Below are 24054 nucleotides of genomic sequence, written 5' to 3'. Positions count from 1 at the left end.
TGCGGTGGCGGTGGCGGTGGCGGTGGCTATGGCCGGTGGGCGGTGGCGGTGGGCGGTGGCTGGTCGGTGGTGTCCGTGGGGCGCGACGCACGGCCTCGGCCGGCGGGGTGACGGGTGCGTGGCCGCGGGGCTCGCGCCCGTATGCTCCGGGGCGACCGCGACGACGAGGGGACGCCGAGTGACCGCCAGCACGACGACGGACCAGGCGATCCGTGTGCTGCTGGTCGAGGACGACGACGGCGACGCCCTGCTCGTCGAGGAGCTCTTCGCCGACGCCGGCATCGCCGTGGATCTCGTCCACGTCCGGTCCCTCGACGCGGCCGTCCACGCCCTGGACGCCGACTGCGTCCTGCTGGACCTCGGGCTGCCCGACGCCATGGGCCTCGGCGGGCTGGAGCGGCTGCTGGACGCCGGTGCCCCCGCCGTCGTGGTCCTGACCGGGCTGAGCGGGACCGACCTGGGGCTGCAGGCGCTCGCAGCCGGCGCGCAGGACTACCTCGTCAAGGGGGAGGCCGACGGCGGCATGCTGGGACGGTCCGTGCGCTACGCCGTCCAGCGACAGCGGTCCGAGGCCACGGAGCGCGAGCTGTACCGCAGCCAGGTGCGTGCGGAGGAGACGTCCCGGCTGGAGCGCGCCCTGCTGCCCACGCCGGTCGTCGTCGACCCGTGGCTGGAGGTCGGCGTCGGCTACCAGGCGGGACGCGACGGGCTCCTGGGCGGCGACTTCTACGACGTCGTCGAGCGCCCCGACGGGTCGGTGCTGGCGATCGTCGGCGACGTGTGCGGGCACGGCCCCGACGCCGCTGCCCTCGGCGCCACCCTGCGCACCGCCTGGCGCACGCTGGTCCTGGCCGGCGCGGATGTCGAGCAGATCCTGCCGCTGCTCGAGCGCGTGCTCGACTCCGAGCGGTGGGCCCCGGAGATCTTCACGACGGCGAGCATGCTGGCGGTCGCCCCCGACCGCCGCTCCGCCGACCTCTACCTCGCCGGCCACCCGGTGCCCCTGCTGCTGGGTCCGCCCAGTCGGCTGGTGCCCCCCACGATGCGCGACCGCGCGCTGGGCGTCCCGGTCCCCGGGACGTGGCGACCGCAGCGCCTGGAGCTCAGCGCCCCCTGGCGGCTGATGATGTACACCGACGGGATCATCGAGGCCACCGTCGTCGGCGGGCGCCTGGGCAAGGACGGCCTCGTCGAGCTCGTGGACCACACGCTGGAGCGGGGCACGGCGAGCCTGGTGGACGAGGTCATCGGGCAGGTCCGTCGGCGCCACGGCGGCCAGCTGGCGGACGACGCCGCGGCCGTCGTCCTCGGCTGGCACGGGAGTGCCCGGTGACCGGCCCGGGGCGGCCGTCGCGCTGGACCGCGACGCTCCGGGCGCGCCTGGGCCGCGCACTCACCGTCGCCGCCGCCGTGCTCGGCGTCCTGGTGCTCATGGCGCTGACGGCCACCGTGCAGGTCATCCGTGCCCAGGACGACGTCACGGACCTGTACTTTCGGGCCATCCGCGAGGCCAACGACGGGTACATCCGCATGCTCGACGCCGAGACGGGCGTGCGGGGCTACGCCCTGACCGGTGATCCCGCGACCCTGGAGCCGTACCAGCACGCGATCTCGGGCTCGGGCGGGTCCTCCACCGCCGAGCTCGCCGACGAGCTGGCCGCCGACCCCGAGCTCGCCGCCGCCCGGGACGAGGCGGTGGCCCGGGCGCGCGTCTGGTTCCTGGAGTTCGCCGAGCCGACCATCGCGGCCGTCGAGGCCGGCGGCCCGGCCGCGGTCACCCCTGCCGACGTCGAGCGCGGCAGGGTGCTGTTCGACCGGACGCGGGACGCCGTGGAGGGCTACCTCGAGGTCATCCTCGACCACCGGGCGGAGGCCAACGACCGGCTGCAGACGTGGACGAGGGTCCTGGTCGCGTCGGCCGCAGCGCTGGCGGTCGGGGCGATGGCCGTCGGCGTCGGGCTGTGGGTCACGCTGGGGCGCTCGGTGACCCGCCCGCTGGCGGCGTTGGCCGCCGACACGCGCCAGGTGAGCTCCGGGGACCTCACCCACGAGGTGCTCTCGACCGGCCCGGGGGAGATCGCCGCGCTGGCCGACGACGTGGAGACCATGCGCCGCGTCCTGGTCCGGCAGGTCGAGCAGGCGGCCCACTCGGCCGCCGAGCTCGTCGAGGCGCACCGGCTGCTCACCGGGCAGGCGGCCGAGCTCGAGCGGTCCAACCGGGACCTGGAGCAGTTCGCCTACGTCGCGTCCCACGACCTGCAGGAGCCGCTGCGCAAGGTCGCGAGCTTCACCCAGCTGCTGCAGAAGCGCTACGGCGGGCAGCTGGACGAGCGCGCCGACCAGTACATCGAGTTCGCGGTGGACGGGGCCAAGCGGATGCAGCGGCTCATCCAGGACCTGCTCGGCTTCTCCCGGGTGGGCCGGGTCGGCGGCGAGCCCGCCCCGGTCGACATGGCGGACGCGCTCGCGGTCGCCGCCGGCAACCTGGAGCACGCGATCGACGACGCCGGGGCCGAGGTGACCCACGACGGTCTGCCTGTGGTCCTGGGTGAGCGCCCGCTGCTGGTCCAGCTGCTGCAGAACCTGGTGGCGAACGCGGTCAAGTTCCGCGACCCGCAGCGCCCCCCACGGGTCCGGCTCTCGGCCCGCCGCGTGGCAGACTCCTGGGAGTTCGAGTGCCGCGACAACGGGATCGGCATCGACCAGCAGTATGCGGAGCGCGTGTTCGTCATCTTCCAGCGGCTGCACGCCAAGGAGACGTACGAGGGGACCGGCATCGGCCTGTCCCTGTGCAAGAAGATCGTCGAGCACCACGGTGGCCAGATCTGGATCGAGCCGGTCACCGACGGCCCGGGCACCAGCATCCGCTGGACCCTGCCGGCCGGGGCGTCCGGGGAGCCGGTGGCCGCCGGGGTTCCTGCGGTCGACCACGTGGCGGTGACCGGCGGGACGACGACGGACGCGTCCGCCCGGACGATCGACGAGACGACCGCAGCCGGTCGGTGAAGGGACAGCCCATGCGCGCCACACCCGAGGTCATCGACGTCCTGCTCGTCGAGGACGACCCGGGTGACGTGCTGATGACCCGCGAGGCGTTCGAGGACAACAAGGTCACCAACCGGCTCGCCGTCGTCAGCGACGGCGTCAGCGCGCTGGAGTACCTGCGCAAGGAGGGGCAGTACGCCCAGGCCCCGACGCCCGACCTGATCCTCCTGGACCTCAACCTGCCACGGATGGACGGCCGCGAGGTGCTGCAGGCGCTCAAGGGCGACGAGCAGCTGCGGCGCATCCCGGTCGTCGTGCTGACCACGTCGGAGGCGGAGGAGGACGTGCTGCGCAGCTACTCGCTGCACGCGAACGCGTACGTCACCAAGCCGGTGGACTTCGACCGGTTCATCGACGTCGTGCGGCAGATCGACGAGTTCTTCGTCTCCGTGGTGCGCCTGCCGGGTCGCTGAGCCGCTGCCGCCGGGAAGCATCGCCGCCCCGAGCGTGTTGACCTGGTGTCGGCGGCCTGACCGCCGCCGACGTCCGACCAGGCGGGAGAACACGACATGCTGGATCCCAGCGACATCTACGAGGTCGAGCCGCAGGTCGCGGCCCGGCTCGCCGAGCTGTCCGCGCACCTGCCCGACGGCGGTCCCGTGCTGCTGCACGCGATCCGCGGCTTCGTCGACGCCGGCAGCGCCGGGCAGATCGCGGCCGAGCACATCCGCGAGGAGCTCGACGCGGTGCGCCTGGCGACGTTCGACGTCGACCAGCTGCTCGACTACCGCTCCCGGCGGCCGCTGATGACGTTCGACTCCACCACCTGGAGCGACTACAGCGAGCCCGAGCTGGTCCTCGACCTGGTCACCGACGCCGACGGCGTGCCGTTCCTGCTGCTGCACGGCGTCGAGCCCGACGTGCAGTGGGAGCGGTTCGCCGCGGCCGTGCGCCAGCTCGTCGAGCGCTTCGACGTGCCGCTGACCATCGGCGTGCACGGCATCCCGATGGGCGTGCCGCACACGCGGCCCATGACGGCCACCGCGCACGCGACCCGGCCCGAGCTCGTGGCCGACCACCGGTCCTGGTTCGGCACCGTCCAGGTCCCGGCGAGCGTGGGAGCCCTGCTGGAGTACCGCCTCGGCGAGTCCGGGCACGACGCGATGGGCTTCGCCGTCCACGTGCCGCACTACCTCGCCCAGTCCCCGTTCCCGCTCGCGAGCCAGACGGCGCTGCAGGACGTGCAGCGGTCCACCGGGCTGAACCTGCGGATCGACGCCCTGGCGCCCGCCGTGCGCGAGGCGACCGAGGAGATCGACCGCCAGGTCGAGGCCTCCGCGGAGGTCGCCGCCGTCGTCCACGCGCTGGAGGAGCAGTACGACAGCTTCGCCCGGTCCATCGGCCGCACGAGCCTGCTCGCGGAGACCGCCGAGATCCCCACGGCGGACGAGCTCGGCGAGGAGTTCGAGCGGTTCCTGGCCTCCCAGGGCGGCGACGGCCCGGGCCTCTGACCTCGGCGCGCTCCTCGCGAGGACCGTCTCACGCGGCTGCCGGACCGACCCCAGGGGACACCCGGGACGCCGTGCCGGAAGTGGGCTGTCGAATGGGCCCCGGCAGGTGTGCGCTGTGCCACACTCGTGCGCGTTGCAGTGACGTACGGACGCTTGACCGGCGCCGGAGCCCCCGGGCCCGGCACATCAGCCACCCGGCTGGTCCACCCGGTGCAGGTCGTGTGAGAAGGCATTGCGGCACGGCGACCGGGCCAACAAGGGCACGGTCACACGCCTCGGATGGACAGAAGGACAGGAACATGGCACAGGGTGCTGTCAAGTGGTTCAACTCGGAGAAGGGCTACGGGTTCATCGCCCAGGACGGCGGCGGTGCCGACGTCTTCGTCCACTACTCCGCCATCGAGACCCAGGGGTACCGCTCGCTCGACGAGGGCCAGCGGGTCGAGTTCGAGATCACCCAGGGCCCCAAGGGCCCCCAGGCGGAGGCCGTCCGCCCGCTCTGACCGCTGACGTCACGAGGCCCCGTCCCGCTCGCGGGGTGGGGCCTCGTGCTGTCCGGGCTCACCCGTCCCGCAGTGGCCGAGCGTCGCCGACGAAGGACGCCAGCTCGGCCCCGTGCAGCACCCGGGTCGGCGCCGGCAGGGAGCGGATGGTGCGGGCCAGCTCCGCCGAGCCCAGCAGGCCTTCCCGGTCCGTGCCGGCGAGCACGACGTTGCCGTAGCGGCGCCCCTTGAGCTGCCCGGGCTCGGCGATGGCGATCACGTCGCGGAACACGGCGCGCAGCGTCGCGACCTCCGCGCGCGCCTCGGCCAGGGGCGGGCGGTCCGCGCAGTTGGCCAGGTACACCCCGCCGGGGACGAGCACCCGGGCCACCTGCGCGGTGAACTCGACCGTCCGGACGTGGCCGGGGGTGGTGTCCCCGGCGAACACGTCCCGGATGACCACGTCCGCGCTCGCGTCCGGACGCCGCTCGAGCTCCGCCCGGGCGTCGCCGGCCCGGATGCGCAGCGCAGGCGAGCGCGGGAGGTCGAACCACGTCCGGACGAGCTCGGCCAGGGCGGCGTCCAGCTCGACCGCGAGCTGGTGCGACCCCGGGCGGGTGGCGTCCACGTACCGGGCCATCGTGCAGCCCGCGGCACCCAGGTGCACCGCGCGCAGAGCGGCGCCGGGACCCGCCGTCCGGTCCAGCACGGCAGCCATCTGCTGCATGTACTCGAACTCCAGCCGGGTGGGGTCCACGAGGTCCAGGTGCGAGCTCGGCACGCCGTTGACCAGCACCGTCACGCCCGTCGGGTCGTCGAGCCGGCGCTCGAGGGACACCGTGCCCGTGGTGGTCACGACCGGGACTTCCGGGAGCTCCCGCGGTGTTGTCAGTGGTGGATGCGATGCTCCACGGGATCGCCTCGAGGAGCTGCCGCCGGTCCGTGCCACCGGACCACCGTAGGCCGCCGGGCCGACGTGTTGACGACATTCGAACATGTGTTCGAGAATGGGAGCGGGAGGTGCCCACCATGACCCGTACCGCCGAGTCCCGCACCGCGGGGACCCGTAGCGCTGAGCCCCGCACCGCGGGGACCCGTACCGCGCCCGCCGCCGGGCCCCGGACCGCGCACACCGCTCCGCTCCCGCAGAGCGCCGTGGACCTGCTCCGGCGGGCCGACGCCGAGCTGCTGGCCGCGCAGTTCTCCGCGGCGCCCGACGAGACCTTCTCCCACGCGCACCTGGCGGCCCTGCGTGCCGCCGCCGCCGTGCTGGCGGTCCGCGGACGTCCGACCGGTCGCCGTGCCCCGCGCACGGTGTGGGACATGCTCACCGCGGTCGCGCCGGAGGCCGGGGACTGGTCAACCTACTTCGCCGCGGGCGCGCCGATCCGGCGGGCGATCGAGGCCGGCCGCTTCGACGCGGTCGACGCCGACCACGCGGAGGCGACGCTGTGCGCCGCGGAGGACTTCCTCGACGAGGTGCGCGCGCTCCTGGAGGCCGGACGGGCGCCCGGCACGACGGCCCGCCCGCTGCGGGCGGTCCGCGCGTCATGAGCCGGACCCGATGAGCCGCGCCCCTCGGGCGGCCCTGGGGCGGCGGGACTGGGGCAGCGAGGAGGACGGCTGCTCGATCCTCCACGTCGACATGGACGCGTTCTTCGCCTCCGTCGAGCTCGCCCGCCGGCCGCAGCTGCGCGGACGGCCGGTGATCGTCGGCGGCGAGGAGCGGTCGGTCGTGCTGGCCGCGACCTACGAGGCCCGGGCGTTCGGCGTCCACTCGGCGATGCCGATGGCCGTCGCCCGCCGGATGTGCCCGCAGGCGATCGTGATCCCGCCCGACATGCCGGCCTACCGTGCGGTGTCCACCGCCGTCATGGAGGCGCTGGCCGAGGTCACGACCCTCGTCGAGCAGGTCAGCGTGGACGAGGCGTTCCTCGACGTCTCCGGCGCCCGCCGACGCCTCGGCCCGCCGACGGGCATCGCTGCCCTGATCCGGGAGCGGGTGCGCCGCGAGCACGGCATCACGTGCTCGGTCGGCATCGCGGGCACCAAGTTCGTCGCCAAGCTCGCCTCCGGGCACGCCAAGCCCGACGGCGTCCTGCTCGTCCCGCGCGCCGCCACGGTGGACTTCCTCCACAACCTCCCCGTCGGGGCCCTCTGGGGGGTCGGGGAGCGCACGGAGGCGGCCCTGGCGCGGTGGGGCGTGCGGACCGTGGCCGAGCTGGCCCACAGCGACGTCACCACCATCCAGCGGGCGGTCGGCAAGGTGGCCGGCGCGCACCTGCACGACCTCGCCTGGGGTCGCGACCCGCGCCCGGTCGAGCCGGGCCGGGTGGAGAAGAGCATCGGCGCCGAGGTGACCTTCCCCGCCGACGTCTTCGACCCCGCGGTCGTGGAGGCCCAGGCGCTGACGCTCGCGGACCGGTGCGCCGAGCGGCTGCGGGCGGAGTCCTTCCTGGCTCGCACGGTGAGCATCAAGGTGCGCACCTCGGACTTCCGCACGCTCACCCGGTCCCGGACGCTGCACACGCCCACCGACGTCGGCCGGGAGATCTTCCTCGTCGCTCGCGAGCTGCTCGCCGGGGTCGACCTGGGCGGGCTGCCGGTGCGGCTGATCGGCGTCCGCGCCGAGGGGCTGTCACCCGCTCGGACCACTCCGCGGCAGCCCACTCTGGACGAGGCGACGGCCGACGACGGGGCGTCCCGACGGGAGGCCGAGCGTGCGATGGACCTCGTGCGCGGCCGGTTCGGCCGGGCCGCGATCGTCGCGGGGACCGTCGTGACCTCGGACGACAGCGTCACCCCTCGGTCAACTACCGCAGCGGGGTTTCGCGACCTATCCTGACGGGGACAATCGTCCCACCGGGGAAGTGCGGAGGTACTGATGCCTCTGTCCGAGTACGAGCAGCGCGTACTGGAGCAGATGGAGCGACAGCTCACGTCTGACGACCCCAGACTGGCCAACACGCTGCAGTCCAGAGGCAGACGTGGCGTCGGCCGTTGGTTGATCGTGACCGCGGGCTTCATCGCGGGGCTGCTGCTCCTCGTGGCCGGTGCGGCGCTGTCGCAGCTGCTGCTCGGGGTCGTCGGCTTCCTGCTCATGTTCGGCGCCGTGGCGTTCGCGTTCGCCGGGCCGCAGGCTCCCGCGGGCCCGGCCGGCGTGGTGCAGCCCGACGGCAGCGTGGCGAACCGCAACAAGCGGCCCGGCGCGCGTCCCGCACCCAAGCGCGGCTTCATGAGCCGACTCGAGGAGCGGTGGGACCGACGCCGCCACGAGGGCCGCTGACCGCACTCCCGCACGACTCCACGATGCTCCCGTCGGCCCCGGCCGGCGGGAGCATCGTCGTCCCTGGGTCCGAGTGCGGGTGCAGCTGCCGACGCGGGCGCTGATGGCAGGGTCGAGCGGACTGCGGAGGCGGGCGACGGGAGCGCGCTGACGCCGACGTCGACCGCGTGGTCATCTTGTGGGAGCCCGTGATCGGGACCGCCCCGACGTGGTGCCGGCGAGACCTGGTGCCGGTGCGAGGTGGTGCCGGTACGACGCAGTGCCGCTGCGAGGTGGTGCCGGTCTGCGGGGTTGGTGCCGCGCAGGCGCGGTGGCGCGCCGGCCGGTGCCGTCGCCACCGGTACGGCCGGCAACACGGCCGCGCGGCCCGGACGGGGGCGGCCCGGTCCGAACCCGGCCCGGAGCCGGGAGCCGGCCTGAAGCCGGTCCGGTCGCCGCTGCGTGCGCATCGGCCCTCCGGAGGGCCGGTGCGGACCGCGGCCCCGGCGGGCTAGCCCCTGCGGCCGCTTCGGGCCGGCGTCGCGGCGGCGACCTCCCGCAGGACGTCGGCCACCCGCTGCTCCAGGTCGGCGTGCGACCACACCCGCGGGGCCGCCGCGTAGCGGTGGTCCTCGACGGCCCGCGCGAGGTCGACGAGCGCCCGGCGTGCCGCCGGGTCCATCGGGCCTCCGCGCCGCGCCGCGATCTCGGCCGCGACCAGCTCGGCCGCCTGACGCGTGGTGTGCGCATCCGTCCAGACGATGCCCGAGGCGGCCAGCCGCTTGCGCAGGTGCGCCCAGGCGGCCTCGGGCCGCAGCTCCTCGGCGACCGAGAGGCGGCGGCGCAGCAGGTACGCGGCGGCCCCCAGCAGCAGCACGCCGGTGGCGATGCCGACCGGGACCAGGTAGCCGGGCGTCGTGTCGGTCGGCGCGGCGGTGGTCGCCTGCGGTACGGGCGCGGCGGACGGCAGCGGGCCGAGGTCCCCGGCCGCGCCGGTGGGCTCCGGCTCGATGAACGGCGTCGACCCGGTCCCGGCGAACGGGTCGGCCCAGGCCGGCGGCGCGCCCGACTGCACGCGCGGGGTCGGCTCGAACCGGATCCACCCGGCGTCGGGGAAGTAGAGCTCGGGCCAGGCGTGGGAGTCCCGGCCGGTCACGACGTACTCGCCGGAGTCCGCCGGGGTGCCGGGCAGGAAGCCGACGGCCAGCCGCGCGGGGATGCCCAGGGTCCGGGCCATGATCGTCATGGCGGTGGCGAACTGCACGCAGTAGCCGGTGCGGGAGCCGAGGAAGTCCCACACCGCGTCGTCGCTGCGGGCGGGGTCCACGTCGATCGTGTAGGTGAAGTTCTGCGTGCTGCGGAAGTAGTTCTGCAGCGCCAGGGCCTGGTCGTAGCGCCCGGACTCGCCGTCGACGACCTCGCGCGCGGCCCGCTCGATGTCGTCGACGCGGGACGTCTCGGGCAGGTCGAGGTACTGCGCGACGTCGCGCGGGTCGTCCTCGCCCGAGGCGCGCAGCGTGTCGTCGGTGAGGTCGAGCAGCTCGACCTCCATGGAGTACTGCATGCCGGACCGGGTGAGGCCCGCGCGGACGACCTCGTCCCGGCGGCTGTCGTAGGTCAGGCGGTCGTCCACGAAGAGGGTGCGGGGCATCACCGGCACGGGCAGGCGGTCCTCGCGCAGACCCTCGAGCCGGACGTCGAGCCGGGTCGTCGACGGTTCGCCCTCGCCGGGCGGCTCGGGGGTGAGGTCGCGGGTCGGCCACAGGAGCGTGCCGGCCTCGACCGGGGGCAGATCGGTGTCGTCCTGCTCGCGCGACCAGGTCTCCCCGTCGTAGTCGCGCAGGGTGAACACGCGCAGCGGGCCGGCCAGCGCCGGGTCGGCGCGGTAGGAGAGGACCACCTCGCTGGAGCGGGTGCCCAGGCTCTGGCGCATGTCCAGGTCGTCCGCGAGCTGCAGCGAGCCGCCGGTCGAGCTGCCCACCTGGGGCAGGCGCACCGTCGACCAGCCCGGCAGCACGGTGCCGAGCGGCCCGACGACGAGCGCGACGACGATGACGCCGCCGGCGATCGTCGCCGCGGCGGTCGCGCGTCGCCGGTGCTCCTCGGGGCTGCGCCGGCGCCGCGACGACGTCGCGGGTGCCGCGCTGACCGCGAGCAGCAGCAGGTAGGCCAGCGCGGCGCCGACGAAGCCCTGCGTGCTCCCCGGCCGGCCGATGACGATGCTGGGGATCCACAGTGCGAGCATGGCCAAGCCGGCCCATGCCGGGGCGCCGAGGCCGAGCGCGATGAGGTCGGCGGCGAGCATGACGAGCAGGGCGCCGCCCACCACGAGCAGCTCCAGCGGGAGCGTCGGCTCCGCCGGAGGTCGGGAGGTGTCGGCAGCCTGCAGGCCCGCGCGGATGAGGTCGCCGAGCCGCGCGACGGACTCGCGGTCGGGCAGCACCTGCAGGCGTCCGGGCGGTGAGGCGTACAGCACGAGCAGCGCGAAGGTCGACAGCAGCGCGCCGCCGAGGGTCGGGGCCCACCAGGCGCGCGTGGTCGCCCGGATCCCTCCGAGCACGGCCGCCAGGGCCACGACGGCCAGCGCCCCGAGCTGCAGCCACCGGCCCGGTGCGAGCAGGAACGTCAGGGCGAGCAGGCTCGCCGACACCCCGACCGCGAGCAGCCCGACCGCGAGCCAGGCCCGGGTCCCGCGCACGACGTCGTTCATCGCGCCGTCTCCAGCAGGCGTGCCCATACGTCCTCCAGGTTCTCTCCGGGCTCGGCCGAGCACACGTGCCACCCGGCGCGACGCAGCGCACCGAGCGTGACCTCGGCGTCCCGTCGGGCCGCCCCCGCGGCCCGGGGCAGGCGCACGACGGCGTACGGCTCGCAGGCGTCGACGACCTCAGCCAGGGCCGCGCGGGCGCGAGGGGTCAGGGGTCCCAGGACGGCGAGCACGAGCTCGGACCCGGAGCCGGAGCGGGTGAGCTCGGCCGCGGCGGCGAGCAGGTCGGCCTCCGACTCCGCCTCGGTCGCCGCCGGCTCGAGGTCCACGGCGCGGTCGAGCAGCTCGGCGCGGCTCGAGACGCCGGTGCCCTCCCGGACGTGGGTGAGTGCGCCGACCGACTCCGCGAGCGGCCGGGTGGCGAGCGAGCGCCCGCCGAGCATCCGGACCGGGTGCCCGGACCCGAGCGTGGCCAGCCCCATGGACGCCGCCAGCGACACGGTCCACTCGATGCCGGAGCGGTCAGCGGGCAGGTCCATGAGCACGGTCGCGGGACGGCGACCGGCGCGCTCGTCGCTGCGCACGAGCAGCTCCCCGCGGCGCGCCGAGCTCGCCCAGTGCACGCGCCGTAGGTCGTCGCCCACCCGGTAGGTGCGCAGCCCCGCGTCGTCCGGGGACGGCGTGCGGGCGCCCAGCGCCACCCGGTCCGGCTCGCCGACCAGGGCGCCGGCCGGGAAGGCCAGCTCCGCGACCTCGGGCCAGACGGCGACGTCGACCGCCTCGCCGAGGGTGGCGCGGGTGCGCACGACGCCGAACGGGTCGGTGCGCCGCGCGACCAGAGGACCCAGCGGCCAGCGGCCTCGCCGGACGGGCGACAGGGGGTAGGTGAGCGTGATGCTGGCCGGTGCGCGCTCGACCCGCGCGCGCAGGGTGAGGCCGCCGGACAGCTGGCTGGCCGCCTGCTCGCCGAGCTGGACCTCGGCCAGCCGGACCCGGGAGGCGACGTCGCCCGCGGTGACCTGGACGTGCGCCGTGGCACCCGAGCCCGCCGAGACCGGGTTCGGGGTCACCGACCGGTGCACCCGCAGGGCGTGGCGGCCGCGCGTCGGGTCCACGACGAGCACCCAGACGGCGCCGGCCACGACGACCAGCAGCGCCACGAGCCCGAGCCGGACGAGGTCGGTCGACCCGAGGCCGATGCCGACCCCGGTGACGAGCGCCCCCACCGCGAGCAGGCCCCAGCCGCGCGGCGTGGGTCGCATCGTCCAGACGGGGGCGTCCCGGCGGACGAGGCGGCCGGCCCGCGACGTCCCGCGACGCGGGTCGCGCGGGTCGCGGCCGTGCCGCACGAGGGAGGCGACGGAGGGCATGTCAGCCGGTCGCGCGGCGGGCGCGCGGCGCCTCGACCGACGGGATCGGCGTGCGCGCGACGATCCCCCGGACGACGTCGATGGTGGTCCGGCCGGACAGCCGCGACTCGGTGGAGCTCAGCAGGCGGTGGGCGAGCACGTGCTCGGCGAGATCCTGGACGTCGTCGGGCAGGACGTGGTCGCGTCCGGACAGCGCGGCCAGGGCCTTGGCGGCACGCAGCAGCTGGATGGACGCCCGCGGCGAGGCGCCCAGGCGCAGGCCCGCGTCCGCGCGGGTCGCCGCGACCAGGTCCAGGACGTAGCCCTTGACCGCCGGAGCGGCGTAGAGGCGGCGGGCCGTGGTGATGAGCCGGGCGACGTGGGCCGCGTCGGTCACGGGCGAGATGTCGGCGAGCGGCTCGGCCACCTCCTGGCGCTCGAGCATCTCGAGCTCGGCGCCGCGGTCGGGGTAGCCGACGCTGAGCCGGGCCATGAAGCGGTCGCGCTGCGCCTCGGGCAGCGGGTAGGTCCCCTCCATCTCGACCGGGTTCTGCGTCGCGATGACGAGGAACGGCCGGGGGAGCGGGTACGTGGCGCCGTCGACCGTGGCCTGCGACTCCTGCATGCACTCCAGGAGCGCGGACTGGGTCTTGGGCGAGGCCCGGTTGATCTCGTCGCCGATGACGATGTTCGCGAAGACCGGGCCGGGCCGGAACTCGAACTCATGGGTCTGCGCCCGGAAGATGTTGACCCCGGTGAGGTCGCTGGGCAGCAGGTCCGGCGTGAACTGGATGCGCCCGACCGAGCAGTCGATGCTGCGCGCGAGCGCCTTGGCCAGCGTGGTCTTGCCGACCCCCGGGACGTCCTCGAGCAGCAGGTGCCCCTCGGCGAGGAGCACGGCGACGGTCAGCCGCACGAGCTGGGGACGTCCGGCGACCACTCGCTCGATGCTCGAGCTGATCAGGCTGGTGGTGTCGACGAGCTCCTCGAGCTCGGTCGACGTCGGCACTGCTTGCAACATGTCTTCTCCCTCGAGGACCTGTGCGAAGCGTAGGCCGTCCACGGAGCACCTGGGAGTGAACGACCGGTGCCGCCGGACGTCACCCGTGCGGGCCGACCGGTCCTCCACCGTCCTCCACCGCAGCCGTCCGGCCGTCGGATCCCGACCGGAGCAGGCCGTCTGCCTGTTCGGCTCGCCCGGGTTTCACGGGCGACGGCCCGCTGCCGCGGGGCTGGCAACTCGCCGGGGACAGGCAGGGGCGCCCGTCCGCTCCACCCTCCTCCACCGTCTCTGACCTGCACGGACGCCCCGACTGGGCGTCCCGAGAGGCACATGCCCCCTTGTCGGTGGAGGGATGTGGAGTAGTGTGGAGGCACAGGGTGCGAGCGGGTGTCTGCGGGGAGGGGTCGGCTGTCCATGAGCGACCTCCTCGGCGCCGGCTCCGCGATGTTCCTGGGCACCTACACGCCGCGGCTCGACGACAAGGGCCGGCTGATCCTCCCGGCGAAGTTCCGCGGCCAGCTGGCTCCGGGCCTGGTGATGACGCGCGGCCAGGAGCGGTGCCTGTTCCTCCTGCCGCTGGAGGAGTTCCGCCGGATGCACGACCAGATCCGGCAGGCGCCGGTGACCAGCAAGCAGGCGCGCGACTACCTGCGCGTCTTCCTGTCCGGGGCCAGCGACGAGCTGCCCGACAAGCAGGGCCGCATCTCGATCCCGCCCACCCTGCGCACCTACGCCGGTCTGGACCGCGACGTCGCCGTCATCGGCGCCGGCACCCGGGTCGAGATCTGGGACCTGGCCGCGTGGGAGACCTACCTGGCCGAGCAGGAGTCCGACTACGCCGACACCGCCGAGGAGGTGTTCCCGAACGGCCCCTTCTAGGGGACGACGCCCCGTCCGGTGAGGTCTCCTCCCGCCTGCTCTGACGCACTTCCCCGGCGCCAGAGGGTCGGAGGGGGACCTGACCGGACGGCGCACCCCCGCCCATCGCACCAGCCGCCACCCACAGCCGCCCCGTCCACCCATCCACCGCCCCGCGATCGGGACGCCACCCCGGCGTCCGCCCGGACCGCGAGCGGCCGACGTGCCTCCGGGCGCCGACCGCATCGCAAACCCCAGCACCCCCGGACCACCCACCGCACGACCCGCGGGACGACCCGCCGCACGACCCACCGCACCACCCACCGCACGACCCACCAGGAGCAGCCGATGAGCGAGCCGCGCGACACGGCGGACCGGCACACGCCGGTCCTGCTCGAGCGCTGCCTCGAGCTGCTCGCGCCCGCCGTCGGGCAGCCCGGCGCCGTGATGGTCGACTCGACGCTCGGCATGGGCGGTCACACCGAGGCGGTGCTGGACCGCTTCCCCGACGTCCGGGTCATCGGGCTCGACCGCGACCCGCAGGCGCTGGACCTCGCCGGCCGGCGTCTGGCGCGGTTCGGCGAGCGGTTCCGGCCCGTGCACGCCGTCTACGACCAGATCGGCGACGTCGTCGACGACCTCGGGCTGGACGAGGTGCAGGCGGTGCTCATGGACCTGGGCGTGTCCTCCCTGCAGCTCGACGAGCCCGAGCGCGGGTTCTCCTACGCGCAGGACGCGCCGCTGGACATGCGGATGGACCCGTCCACCGGTCCGACGGCGGCCGACGTGCTGAACACCTACGACGAGCGCGACCTGGCCCGGGTGCTGCGCGAGTACGGCGAGGAGCGGTTCGCCGCCCGCATCGCGCGCAACGTCGTGCGCCGCCGCGCCACCGCGCCGCTGACCCGGACCGCCGAGCTGGTCGACCTCCTGCGCGCCAGCATCCCGGCGGCCACCCGCAAGACCGGCGGCAACCCGGCCAAGCGCTCCTTCCAGGCGCTGCGGATCGAGGTCAACCGCGAGCTCGAGGTGCTCGAGCGGGCGGTGCCCGCGTCGATCGAGGCGCTCGCCGTCGGTGGGCGCATCGTCGTCGAGGCGTACCACTCGCTGGAGGACCGGATCGTCAAGCGCGCGTTCGCCGCCGGCGCGACGTCGAGCGCCCCGCCGGACCTGCCGGTCGAGCCCGAGACCCACAAGCCGTACCTGCGGCTGGTCACCCGCGGCGCCGAGGAGGCGCCGCCCGAGGAGCGCGAGCGCAACCCGCGCTCGCAGTCCGTCCGCCTGCGGGCCGCCGAGCGGCTCCGTCCCACGCCCGACCACCTCCGGGGGGTGCGCCCATGAGTGCCGTTCCACAGTCCTTCGCACCCGCGGCCCGGCCGGCTGAGGACGCCCCGGCTCCTGGCCGCGGCCGCGGCTCGGGTCCCCGCCTGCGGGTGGTCCGGGCACCCGAGCACGGCCGCACCCGGGTGCCGTTCGTGCTGCTCTGCATCGCGATCTTCGTCGGGTCGCTGCTCGGCGCGCTCGTGCTCAACACGAGCATGGCCGGCGCCGCCTACCGCAAGCACGAGATGCAGGTGGAGCTCGCCGGGCTGGCGCGCACCGAGCAGTCGCTGCGCACGAGCCTGGACGCCCAGGCGTCCCCGCCCCAGCTCGCCGCCTCGGCGCGCGCGCTCGGGCTGGTCCAGGCGCCGCCGTCGGCGTACCTGCGGCTCTCCGACGGCGCCGTCCTGGGCACCCCGACGCCCGCCGGGGCCGCCGGATGACCGGCGAGCGCCGCGACGCCGGCCTGCCGGGTGCCGCCCGGCCGGGCGGCACCACCTCGACGTCCCGGACGACCGCGGGCTCCTCGCCGTCGCGGGCGCGCGGAGCCGCCGGCGACCGGACCTCGGCGGCTCGCCCGTCGCCGTCCACCGGCCGACCGACCACCGCCGCGCCGCGCGGGACCGGCGCCACTGCCGTCGACGCCGCGCCCGCCGCGACCGCCCGCACCGCGACCTCGCGCGATGCCGGCGCGCGTCGCGGCGACGCGGCCGTGCGTCCGACCGCGGGGCGCCCGCTGCCGGGCACCCGCGCCACGCGGCCGACCGCCGGGCGCGGCGCGACGACGGCGCCGGGCGCGACGACCGACCGCGCGACGACGGCGCCGGGCGCGACGACCGACCGCGCGACGACGGCGCCGGGTGCGGCGACCGGCCGCGCGACGACCGACCGCGCGACGTCCACCCGCGGCACGACGTCCACCCGCGGAACGACGACCACCCGCGGCACGACGACCGTCCGGTCGCGGACCGACGCCAGGACGACGGTCGAGCACGACGCGAGGACCCCCGACCGGACGACCGCCCGGACGCTGGCGCGGACCTCGACCGCGGGCGTCCCGACCCGCCGCGGGCGCACGGACCGCGACGCCCCGGCACGCCCGGCCGCGCCCGGCCGGCGGCACAGCGTCCTGATGGTGCTCACCCTGACCGTGCTCGTGGTGTTCGCCGCCCGCCTGGTCTACGTCCAGGGGCTGATCGGGTCGGCGGTCGCCGCCGAGGCGCTCGAGAAGCGGATGGGGACCGCGCACCTGGTCGCCCCCCGCGGGGAGATCACCGACGCGGACGGCGTCGCGCTGGCGACGTCGGTGGAGCGCTACGTCGTCTGGGTCGACCAGACGAAGGTCGCCGCCTGGAAGCGGACCTCGGGCGGCAAGGTGCTCGAGGAGGGCCCGGCCGACGCCGCGGCGATCCTGGGTCCGCTGCTCGGGATGGACCCCGCCGAGCTCGGGGCCGCCCTGGTCGGCGACAAGCGGTACGTCGAGATCCGCCGCGGCGTCCTGCCGGACGTGTGGCGCGCCATCCGCGAGGAGCGCATCACCGGCGTCGAGGCCGACCGGGAGGACGAGCGGGTGTACCCGGCCGGCACCGTCGGGGGGAACGTCGTCGGCTTCGTCGACCGCGACGGCCGCGGGCAGGCGGGCCTGGAGCGCTCGCTGGACGAGGTCCTGACCGGCGTCGACGGCACGTACCGCTACGAGCGTGGCGCGGGCGGGCAGGAGATCCCCGGCGGCGTCCGCGAGGAGACCCCGGCCCAGCCCGGCACCGACGTGCGGACCACGATCCTGCGGGACCTGCAGTGGAAGGCCCAGGAGGCGATCGACCAGCAGGTCGCGACCACGGGGTCGGACTCCGGGTCCCTCGTCGCGATGGACGTCACCACGGGCGAGATCCTCGCGCTGGTCGACTCCGGCTCGGTCGACCCCAACGACCCCGGCGCCACCGCCGCCGACCGGCGCGGCTCGCGTGCCATCTCCGACGTCTTCGAGCCCGGGTCCACCGCCAAGGTCATCACCATGGCCGCGGCGCTGGAGACCGGCGTGACCGACCCGCTGCAGCCGTGGGAGGTGCCCTACCAGTACACGACGGCGAACGGGCAGACCTTCAAGGACTCCCACGAGCACCCGGGCCTGAGGCTGACGACGACCGGCATCCTCGCCGAGTCGTCGAACACCGGCACGGTGATGATCGGCCAGAACATCCCGCAGCAGGTGCGCCACGACTACCTGGCCAAGTTCGGGTTCGGCACCCGCACCGGTCTGGAGCTGGAGGGGGAGTCGGCCGGCATCCTGCACCCGGCGGACGCCTGGGACGGGCGCACCAAGTACGCGGTCCTGTTCGGCCAGGGCGTATCGGTCAACGCGGTCCAGGCGACCCAGGTCTTCGCCACCATCGCCAACGGCGGCGTACGGATGCCGGCGCACCTCATCAAGGGCTACACGCTCCCCGACGGCACCGTGCAGCCCGCCACCACACCCGGTGAGGGCGTCCGGGTGGTCTCCGAGGAGACCGCGAACACGGTGATGACGATGCTGGAGAGCGTCGTGACGAGCGAGGGCGGCACCGGCGCCGACGCCGCGATCCCGGGCTACCGGGTGGCGGGCAAGACCGGCACGGCGCAGGCGTGGGGCGCCGACGGGCAGGTCGGCATCACGGCGTCGTTCATCGGCGTCGCACCGGCCGACGACCCGCGGATCGCGATCGCCGTGATCATGCACAACCCGCGCACGTCCGAGTGGGGCGGCACGGTCGCGGCGCCGGTCTTCAGCGAGGTCGGCGGCTTCGCCCTGCAGCTGCTCAAGGTGCCGCCCACCGGTGCGCCGGCCGCCCTCTTCCCGACGACCTACGAGTGAGGCAGACCATGCCCGCGCGGCCGCTCGCCCTCCGGCCCGGCCCGACGGCCCGCGGTAGATTCGTCCCATGACGTCCCCGTACGGCCGGATGCGCCCTGCGCATCCCACGGTCCACGGGGTCGTCGACCTCGCACGCACCTTCGCGCTGCGCTGGGCGGGACCCGAGCAGCCCGACGTCGTCGTCACCGGCGTCACGCACGCCAGCTCCGAGGTGGAGCCGGGCGACCTGTTCGTCGGCCTGGACGGGTTCCGGGTGCACGGCGCCGCCTACGCACCCGCCGCGGTGGCCGCCGGTGCCGTGGCGGTGCTCACCGACGCGCAGGGCGCGGACCGGTGCGGCGACCTCGACGTCCCGGTGCTCGTCGCCGACGACCCCCGGGCGCTGCTGGGCGACCTCGCCGCCTGGGTGCACGGGCACCCGGCCACCGAGCTCGTCACCGTCGGCATCACCGGCACCAACGGCAAGACGACCACCAGCTACTTCGTCGACGCCGCGCTGCGCGCCGTGCACGCGACGACCGCCGTCCTGGGCACGGTCGAGCTGCGCATCGGCGAGGAGGCGATCGAGAGCCCCCGCACCACGGTGGAGGCGCCCGCCCTGCACGCGCTGCTGCGCCTGGCCCGTGAGCGGGACGCCGGCGCGGTGACCATGGAGGTCTCCAGCCACGCCCTCGCGCTCGGCCGGGTGCACGGCCTGACCTTCGACGTCGTGGGGTTCACCAACCTCCAGCGCGACCACCTGGACTTCCACGGCGACATGGAGGGCTACTTCGCGGACAAGGCGCGCCTGTTCGCGCCCGCGCAGGCCCGCCGCGGGGTCGTCGTCGTCGACGACGAGTGGGGACGCCGGCTCGTCGCGCAGTCCCCCGTGCCGGTGGAGTCGGTCTCCACCCACGTCGGCTCGCCGCAGGCCGCCGGTGCCGACTGGGCCGTCACCGCGGCGACCATCGGCCTGGACGGCGTCGGGTCGACCTTCACGCTGCGCGGCCCGGACGGCGTGGAGCACGCCGCCGCGAGCCCGCTGCCCGGGCTCGTGAACGTCTCCAACGCCGCGCTGGCGATCGTGCTCGCGCACCGCGCCGGGGTGCCGCTCGACGCCGCGATCGCCGCCGTGGGCACCGCGCACGCCATCCCCGGCCGGATGGAGCGCGTGGTCGAGCGCGGCGGCGGCCTGCCGCTGGCCCTGGTCGACTACGCCCACACCCCGGACGCGCTCGTGCTGGCCCTGGAGGCGGTCCGGCCGATCACGCCCGGCCGGCTCGTCCTGGTCTTCGGGTCCGACGGCGACCGGGACCAGGGCAAGCGCCCGATCATGGGGCAGATCGCGGCGCGGCTGGCCGACGTGCTGGTCGTGACCGACGAGAACCCGCGGTCGGAGGACCCGGCCGCGATCCGGGCCCAGATCCTCGCCGGGGCACGCGCCGAGCGTCCCGACGGCACCGACATCCATGAGGCGACGTCGCGCGCGGACGCCATCCGGGCGGCCCTCGCGCTCGCCGACGACAAGGACACGATCATCATCACCGGCAAGGGGCACGAGCCCACCCAGGAGATCGCCGGGGTCTTCCACCGGTACAACGACCGCGACGTCCTGCTCGCCGCCGTCGGCACGCCCGCTCGCGGGGCCGGCGAGTGATCGCCCTGACGGCCGCCGAGGTGGCGGCCGCCACGGGCGGACGGCTGCACCCGCAGACCCTCGACCCGGCACTGATGGTGCACGGGCCGGTGGTGGTGGACTCGCGCCAGGTCGACACCGGGTCGCTGTTCGTCGCGCTGCCCGGCGAGCACGTGGACGGGCACGACTACGCCGCCGCGGCCGTGGACCGCGGCGCGGCCCTCGTGCTCGCGTCGCGCGCGACGGTCGGCGACGACGGCCGCGAGCTGCCGAGCGTCCTGGTCGACGACGTCGAGCGCGCGCTGGGCGACCTCGCGCGCGAGGTGCTGCTGCGGCTGCGGACCGACGACGAGGCGGGCGCGACCCGGCTCACCGTCGTCGGCGTCACCGGGTCGGTCGGCAAGACCACGACGAAGGACCTGCTCGCCCAGCTGCTGACGCCGTCGGGCCCGACCGTCGCACCGGTGAAGTCGTTCAACAACGAGATCGGCCTTCCGCTGACCGTCCTGCGCGCCGACGAGCAGACCCGGTTCCTCGTCCTGGAGATGGGGGCCAGCGGGCTGGGCCACCTGACCTACCTGACCGGCATCGCGCCGCCCGACGTCGCCGCCGTCCTGGTGGTCGGCAGCGCGCACCTGGGGGAGTTCGGCGGGATCGAGGCCGTGGCGCGCGCCAAGGCCGAGATCGTGGCGGGCCTGGCGCCCGGCGGTGTGGCGGTCCTCAACGCCGACGACATGCGCGTGGCCGCGATGGCGGACGCCGCGCCCGGTGACGTGGTGACGTTCGGTAGCTCCGAGGGCGCCGACGTGCGCGCCACCGACGTGCGCGTGGACCGCGCCGGCCGCGCCACGTTCGCCCTGACCGCGGGCGGTGACAGCGCGACCGTCACGCTCCGGCTGGTGGGGGAGCACCACGTCCACAACGCGCTCGCCGCCGCCGCGGTGTCCCTGCGGCTCGGGCTGGGTCTGGCGGACGTCGCCGAGCGGCTGTCGTCGGCCGGCACGCTCAGCCCGCACCGCATGAACGTCGTCGAGCGCGCCGACGGCGTGACGGTCATCGACGACTCCTACAACGCCAACCCGGACTCCATGCGGGCCGCGCTCAAGACGCTCGCCGTCGTCGCCGGCCGCGACCGCCGCTCCGTCGCGGTGCTGGGGGAGATGCTCGAGCTCGGCGAGGACCACCGGACCGCGCACGAGGCCCTGGGGCTCATGGTGGTGCGGCTGAACGTCGGCCTCACCGTCGTCGTCGGGTCCGGCGCCCAGCCGATCGCCGACGGTGCGCTGCGTGAGGGCTCGTGGGGCGACGAGGTCGCCATGGTCGACGACGTCGACGCCGCGGCCGCCTTCCTCGCCGACGAGCTCCGCGCGGGCGACGTCGTCCTGGTCAAGTCGTCCTTCGGGGCGGGCCTGTGGCGGCTCGGGGACCTCCTCACCGCCGACGGTGCCGGCGCGACCGGCGCCGCCGGCCCGGCCGACGAGGCCACGGGCGGGGACGAGGCGGTGGTCGCCCCGTGAGGGCGGTCCTCATCTCCGGCGGGCTCGCGCTGGTCCTGTCGCTGCTGGGAACCCCGCTGTTCATCCGCTACCTCGTCCGCAAGCAGTACGGGCAGTTCATCCGCCAGGACGGTCCGACCGCGCACTTCACCAAGCGCGGGACGCCGACCATGGGCGGCGTCGTCATCATCCTGGCCACGCTGCTGGGGTGGGCCGGCGCGAGCCTGGTCACGGGGAACCTGCCCAGCGCGTCCGCCGTCCTGGTGCTGTTCCTCATGACCGGGCTGGGGGTGGTGGGGTTCCTCGACGACTTCATCAAGATCTCCCGGCAGCGCAGCCTGGGCCTGCGCGCCCGCTGGAAGATCATCGGGCAGGGGCTCGTCGGGATCGGCTTCGCGGTGGCCGCCCTGCAGTTCCCGAACCAGAACTTCCGCACGCCGGCGTCCACCCAGATCTCGTTCATCCGCGACACCGGGCTGGACCTGGCGTTCGCCGGCGCGACCGTGGGCCTGATCCTGTTCGTCATCTGGGCGAACTTCCTCATCACGGCCTGGTCGAACGCCGTGAACCTCACCGACGGGCTCGACGGCCTGGCGACCGGTGTGTCCCTCATCGTGTTCGGCGCCTACGTCATCGTCTGCGTCTGGCAGTCCAACCAGACCTGCCAGTCGATCCTCACCGTGGGCCCGCGCTGCTACGAGACGCGCGACCCGCTGGACCTGGCGGTGGTGGCCGCGGCCATCACCGGCGCCTGCTTCGGGTTCCTGTGGTGGAACGCGAGCCCGGCGAAGATCTTCATGGGCGACACGGGGTCCCTGGCCCTGGGCGGCGCCCTGGCCGGGCTGTCGATCCTGTCCCGCACGGAGGTCCTCGCCGCGATCATCGGCGGCCTGTTCGTGCTCGTCGTGCTCTCCGACGTCATCCAGATCGGCTTCTTCAAGATGACCGGCAAGCGGGTCTTCAAGATGGCGCCGCTGCACCACCACTTCGAGCTGTCCGGGTGGGGCGAGGTCACCATCGTCATCCGGTTCTGGATCATCGCGGGGCTGTTCGTCGCCGCGGGGATCGGCGTGTACTACGCCGAGTGGGTCGCGGGCTAGTGCCGGACCTGCCGCTCCCCGACGTCCCGGGTGCGCGCCCGGGCACCCCGGACCTGTCCGGCCGGCGCGTCGTCGTCGCCGGCTACGGCGTCACCGGCCGCGCGGTCGCCGAGGTGCTCACCGCCCGCGGCGCCCGCGTCACGACGCTCGACGCGCGCGACCCGGACGCCGACGTCGCGGACGTCGACGGGTTCGCCGTGGGCTCCGCCCTGGACGACGTCGACCTCGTCGTCGCGTCGCCCGGGTGGCGTCCCACCACGCCCGTGCTCGCCGAGGCGGAGCGTCGCGGCATCCCGGTGTGGAGCGAGGTCGAGCTGGCCTGGCGGCTGCGCGCGGACCGGACCCCCGACGCGGACGGCACCCCGCGCGGCCCGGCGCCGTGGCTCGCGGTCACCGGGACGAACGGCAAGACCACGACCGTCGGGATGCTCGAGGCGATCCTCACCGCGGCGGGACGCCGCACCCTGGCGGTCGGCAACGTCGGGACGCCGGCGATCCTGGCGGCCACCGACCCCGACCTCGACGTCCTGGCCGTGGAGCTGTCCAGCTTCCAGCTGCACCACACGCGGTCCATGTCCGCGCAGGCGGCGGCCGTGCTCAACGTCGCCCCCGACCACCTGGACTGGCACGGCACCTTCGAGGACTACGCCGCGGCCAAGGGCCGGATCTTCGAGCGCGCCCAGGTGGCCTGCATCTACAACTCCGCCGACCCGCTGACCGAGCAGCTCGTCCGGGACGCCGACGTCGTGGACGGCGCGGTCGCGGTCGGGTTCACGCTCGGCATTCCGAGCGTCGGGCAGGTCGGCCTCGTCGAGGACGTGCTCGTCGACCGCGGATTCGCCGTGCTGCGGCACACGCACGCCGCCGAGCTGGGCACGCTGGCGGACCTCGAGCACCTCGCGCCGGGCGGCGGCGAGGGGACCGACCCGCGCACCGGCGCGGTCCCGTCCCACGTGGTCGCGGACGCGCTCGCGGCCGCCGCGCTCGCGCTCGCGCACGGCGTCCCGCCGGCCGCGGTGCGCGACGGGCTGCGCGCGTACGCGCCCGGCGCGCACCGGATCCAGACCGTCGCCACCGTCGACGGCGTCCGCTACGTCGACGACTCCAAGGCGACCAACGCGCACGCGGCGGCGGCCTCGCTGGCCGCCCTGCCGCGCGGCGGCGTCGTCTGGGTCGCCGGGGGGCTGGCCAAGGGGGCGTCGTTCGACGAGCTGGTCCGCGCCCGCCGGGACCGGCTGCACGCCGTCGTGCTGATCGGCGTCGACCAGGAGCCGCTGGCCGGTGCGCTGGCCCGACACGCTCCCGAGGTTCCCGTCGTCGGGGTGGATCCCGACGACACTGGGACGGTGATGACCCGCGCCGTCGACCAGGCCCGCCGGCTCGCCCGGCCGGGCGACACCGTGCTGCTCGCACCGGCCTGCGCCTCGATGGACCAGTTCACGTCCTACGCCGAGCGGGGTGACGCGTTCGCCGCGGCCGCCCGGGCGCTCGGCGACCGGTGAGCGGCGAGGG

The 24054-nt window shown here is 75.2% G+C and carries 20 protein-coding genes; 16 read left to right on the top strand and 4 right to left on the bottom strand.

The features are described from left to right. Positions 1–178 precede the first annotated feature (178 nt). From CAE01nite_RS16490 to CAE01nite_RS16470, 5 genes are all read left to right on the top strand, one after another. Positions 179–1333, top strand: a complete 1155-nt coding sequence (locus CAE01nite_RS16490; protein WP_246131290.1) for a PP2C family protein-serine/threonine phosphatase — start codon at positions 179–181, stop codon at positions 1331–1333. Then, positions 1330–3006, top strand: a complete 1677-nt coding sequence (locus CAE01nite_RS16485; RefSeq protein ID WP_246131289.1) for a sensor histidine kinase — start codon at positions 1330–1332, stop codon at positions 3004–3006. The genes CAE01nite_RS16490 and CAE01nite_RS16485 overlap by 4 nt, the downstream gene beginning before the upstream one ends. A gap of 11 nt (positions 3007–3017) precedes the next feature. After that, entirely contained in the window at positions 3018–3458 is a 441-nt protein-coding gene (locus CAE01nite_RS16480) for a response regulator (RefSeq protein ID WP_146906613.1), read from the top strand. Positions 3459–3554: 96 nt separating this feature from the next. After that, positions 3555–4496: a proteasome assembly chaperone family protein gene (locus CAE01nite_RS16475; RefSeq protein ID WP_146906612.1), complete on the top strand. Its 942-nt coding sequence runs from the start codon at positions 3555–3557 to the stop codon at positions 4494–4496. Positions 4497–4795: 299 nt separating this feature from the next. After that, a complete protein-coding gene (locus CAE01nite_RS16470; protein ID WP_146906611.1) occupies positions 4796–4999 on the top strand; it encodes a cold-shock protein in 204 nt (67 codons plus the stop codon). A 58-nt stretch (positions 5000–5057) separates the two neighbouring features. Here CAE01nite_RS16470 and CAE01nite_RS16465 read toward each other — a convergent pair whose 3' ends face one another. Further along, on the bottom strand, positions 5058–5834 hold the full coding sequence (locus tag CAE01nite_RS16465) for a spermidine synthase (protein WP_246131288.1): 777 nt from the start codon (positions 5832–5834) through the stop codon (positions 5058–5060). Positions 5835–6007: 173 nt separating this feature from the next. Here CAE01nite_RS16465 and CAE01nite_RS16460 point away from each other — a divergent pair, with 173 nt between their 5' ends. From CAE01nite_RS16460 to CAE01nite_RS16450, 3 genes are read left to right on the top strand one after another with little or no spacing between them, the layout of a single operon-like run. After that, a complete protein-coding gene (locus CAE01nite_RS16460) occupies positions 6008–6532 on the top strand; it encodes an SAV_6107 family HEPN domain-containing protein (protein WP_186816637.1) in 525 nt (174 codons plus the stop codon). Positions 6533–6542: 10 nt separating this feature from the next. After that, a complete protein-coding gene (gene dinB, locus CAE01nite_RS16455) occupies positions 6543–7823 on the top strand; it encodes a DNA polymerase IV (protein ID WP_146906610.1) in 1281 nt (426 codons plus the stop codon). 39 nt (positions 7824–7862) lie between these two features. Beyond that, complete coding sequence (locus CAE01nite_RS16450) at positions 7863–8264, top strand: SCO2097 family morphological protein (protein WP_146906609.1); 402 nt, start codon at positions 7863–7865, stop codon at positions 8262–8264. Positions 8265–8754: 490 nt separating this feature from the next. Here the strand turns inward: CAE01nite_RS16450 and CAE01nite_RS16445 are convergent, their stop codons facing one another. The 3 genes from CAE01nite_RS16445 to CAE01nite_RS16435 form a co-directional block, all read right to left on the bottom strand. Further along, the gene (locus CAE01nite_RS16445; protein WP_222595962.1) at positions 8755–10980 is read right to left on the bottom strand and encodes a transglutaminase TgpA family protein; all 2226 of its coding nucleotides are present in this window, start codon (positions 10978–10980) and stop codon (positions 8755–8757) included. After that, positions 10950–12212 carry a DUF58 domain-containing protein gene (locus CAE01nite_RS16440; RefSeq protein WP_146906607.1) on the bottom strand — a complete coding sequence of 421 codons (1263 nt, stop codon included), beginning with the start codon at positions 12210–12212 and terminating at the stop codon, positions 10950–10952. The genes CAE01nite_RS16445 and CAE01nite_RS16440 overlap by 31 nt, the downstream gene beginning before the upstream one ends. Positions 12213–12321: 109 nt before the next feature. Continuing rightward, on the bottom strand, positions 12322–13320 hold the full coding sequence (locus tag CAE01nite_RS16435) for an AAA family ATPase (RefSeq protein ID WP_146906606.1): 999 nt from the start codon (positions 13318–13320) through the stop codon (positions 12322–12324). A gap of 426 nt (positions 13321–13746) precedes the next feature. Here CAE01nite_RS16435 and mraZ point away from each other — a divergent pair, with 426 nt between their 5' ends. The 8 genes from mraZ (at position 13747) to murD (ending at position 24044) form a co-directional block, all read left to right on the top strand. Further along, positions 13747–14181, top strand: coding sequence for a division/cell wall cluster transcriptional repressor MraZ (gene mraZ / locus CAE01nite_RS16430; protein WP_186816642.1), 435 nt, complete (start codon positions 13747–13749; stop codon positions 14179–14181). Between the two features lie 327 nt (positions 14182–14508). Next, complete coding sequence (rsmH, locus tag CAE01nite_RS16425; RefSeq protein WP_146906604.1) at positions 14509–15501, top strand: 16S rRNA (cytosine(1402)-N(4))-methyltransferase RsmH; 993 nt, start codon at positions 14509–14511, stop codon at positions 15499–15501. Continuing rightward, entirely contained in the window at positions 15498–15923 is a 426-nt protein-coding gene (ftsL, locus tag CAE01nite_RS16420; protein ID WP_146906603.1) for a cell division protein FtsL, read from the top strand. The genes rsmH and ftsL overlap by 4 nt, the downstream gene beginning before the upstream one ends. A 269-nt stretch (positions 15924–16192) precedes the next feature. Further along, entirely contained in the window at positions 16193–18331 is a 2139-nt protein-coding gene (locus tag CAE01nite_RS16415; protein ID WP_246131287.1) for a peptidoglycan D,D-transpeptidase FtsI family protein, read from the top strand. A 67-nt stretch (positions 18332–18398) separates the two neighbouring features. Further along, a complete protein-coding gene (locus CAE01nite_RS16410; protein WP_146906602.1) occupies positions 18399–19967 on the top strand; it encodes a UDP-N-acetylmuramoyl-L-alanyl-D-glutamate--2,6-diaminopimelate ligase in 1569 nt (522 codons plus the stop codon). After that, positions 19964–21463 carry a UDP-N-acetylmuramoyl-tripeptide--D-alanyl-D-alanine ligase gene (locus CAE01nite_RS16405; protein ID WP_146906601.1) on the top strand — a complete coding sequence of 500 codons (1500 nt, stop codon included), beginning with the start codon at positions 19964–19966 and terminating at the stop codon, positions 21461–21463. Before CAE01nite_RS16410 ends, CAE01nite_RS16405 begins: the two co-directional genes overlap by 4 nt. Then, positions 21460–22542 carry a phospho-N-acetylmuramoyl-pentapeptide-transferase gene (gene mraY / locus CAE01nite_RS16400; protein WP_146906600.1) on the top strand — a complete coding sequence of 361 codons (1083 nt, stop codon included), beginning with the start codon at positions 21460–21462 and terminating at the stop codon, positions 22540–22542. Before CAE01nite_RS16405 ends, mraY begins: the two co-directional genes overlap by 4 nt. An 8-nt stretch (positions 22543–22550) precedes the next feature. Beyond that, positions 22551–24044, top strand: a complete 1494-nt coding sequence (gene murD / locus CAE01nite_RS16395) for a UDP-N-acetylmuramoyl-L-alanine--D-glutamate ligase (RefSeq protein ID WP_146906709.1) — start codon at positions 22551–22553, stop codon at positions 24042–24044. Positions 24045–24054 lie beyond the last annotated feature (10 nt).

It is taken from the genome of Cellulomonas aerilata (assembly GCF_007991755.1).
Taxonomy (GTDB): domain Bacteria; phylum Actinomycetota; class Actinomycetes; order Actinomycetales; family Cellulomonadaceae; genus Pengzhenrongella; species Pengzhenrongella aerilata.
The sequence above is the reverse complement of the archived record's forward strand: the minus strand, read 5'-3'. Positions and strand labels throughout refer to the sequence as shown.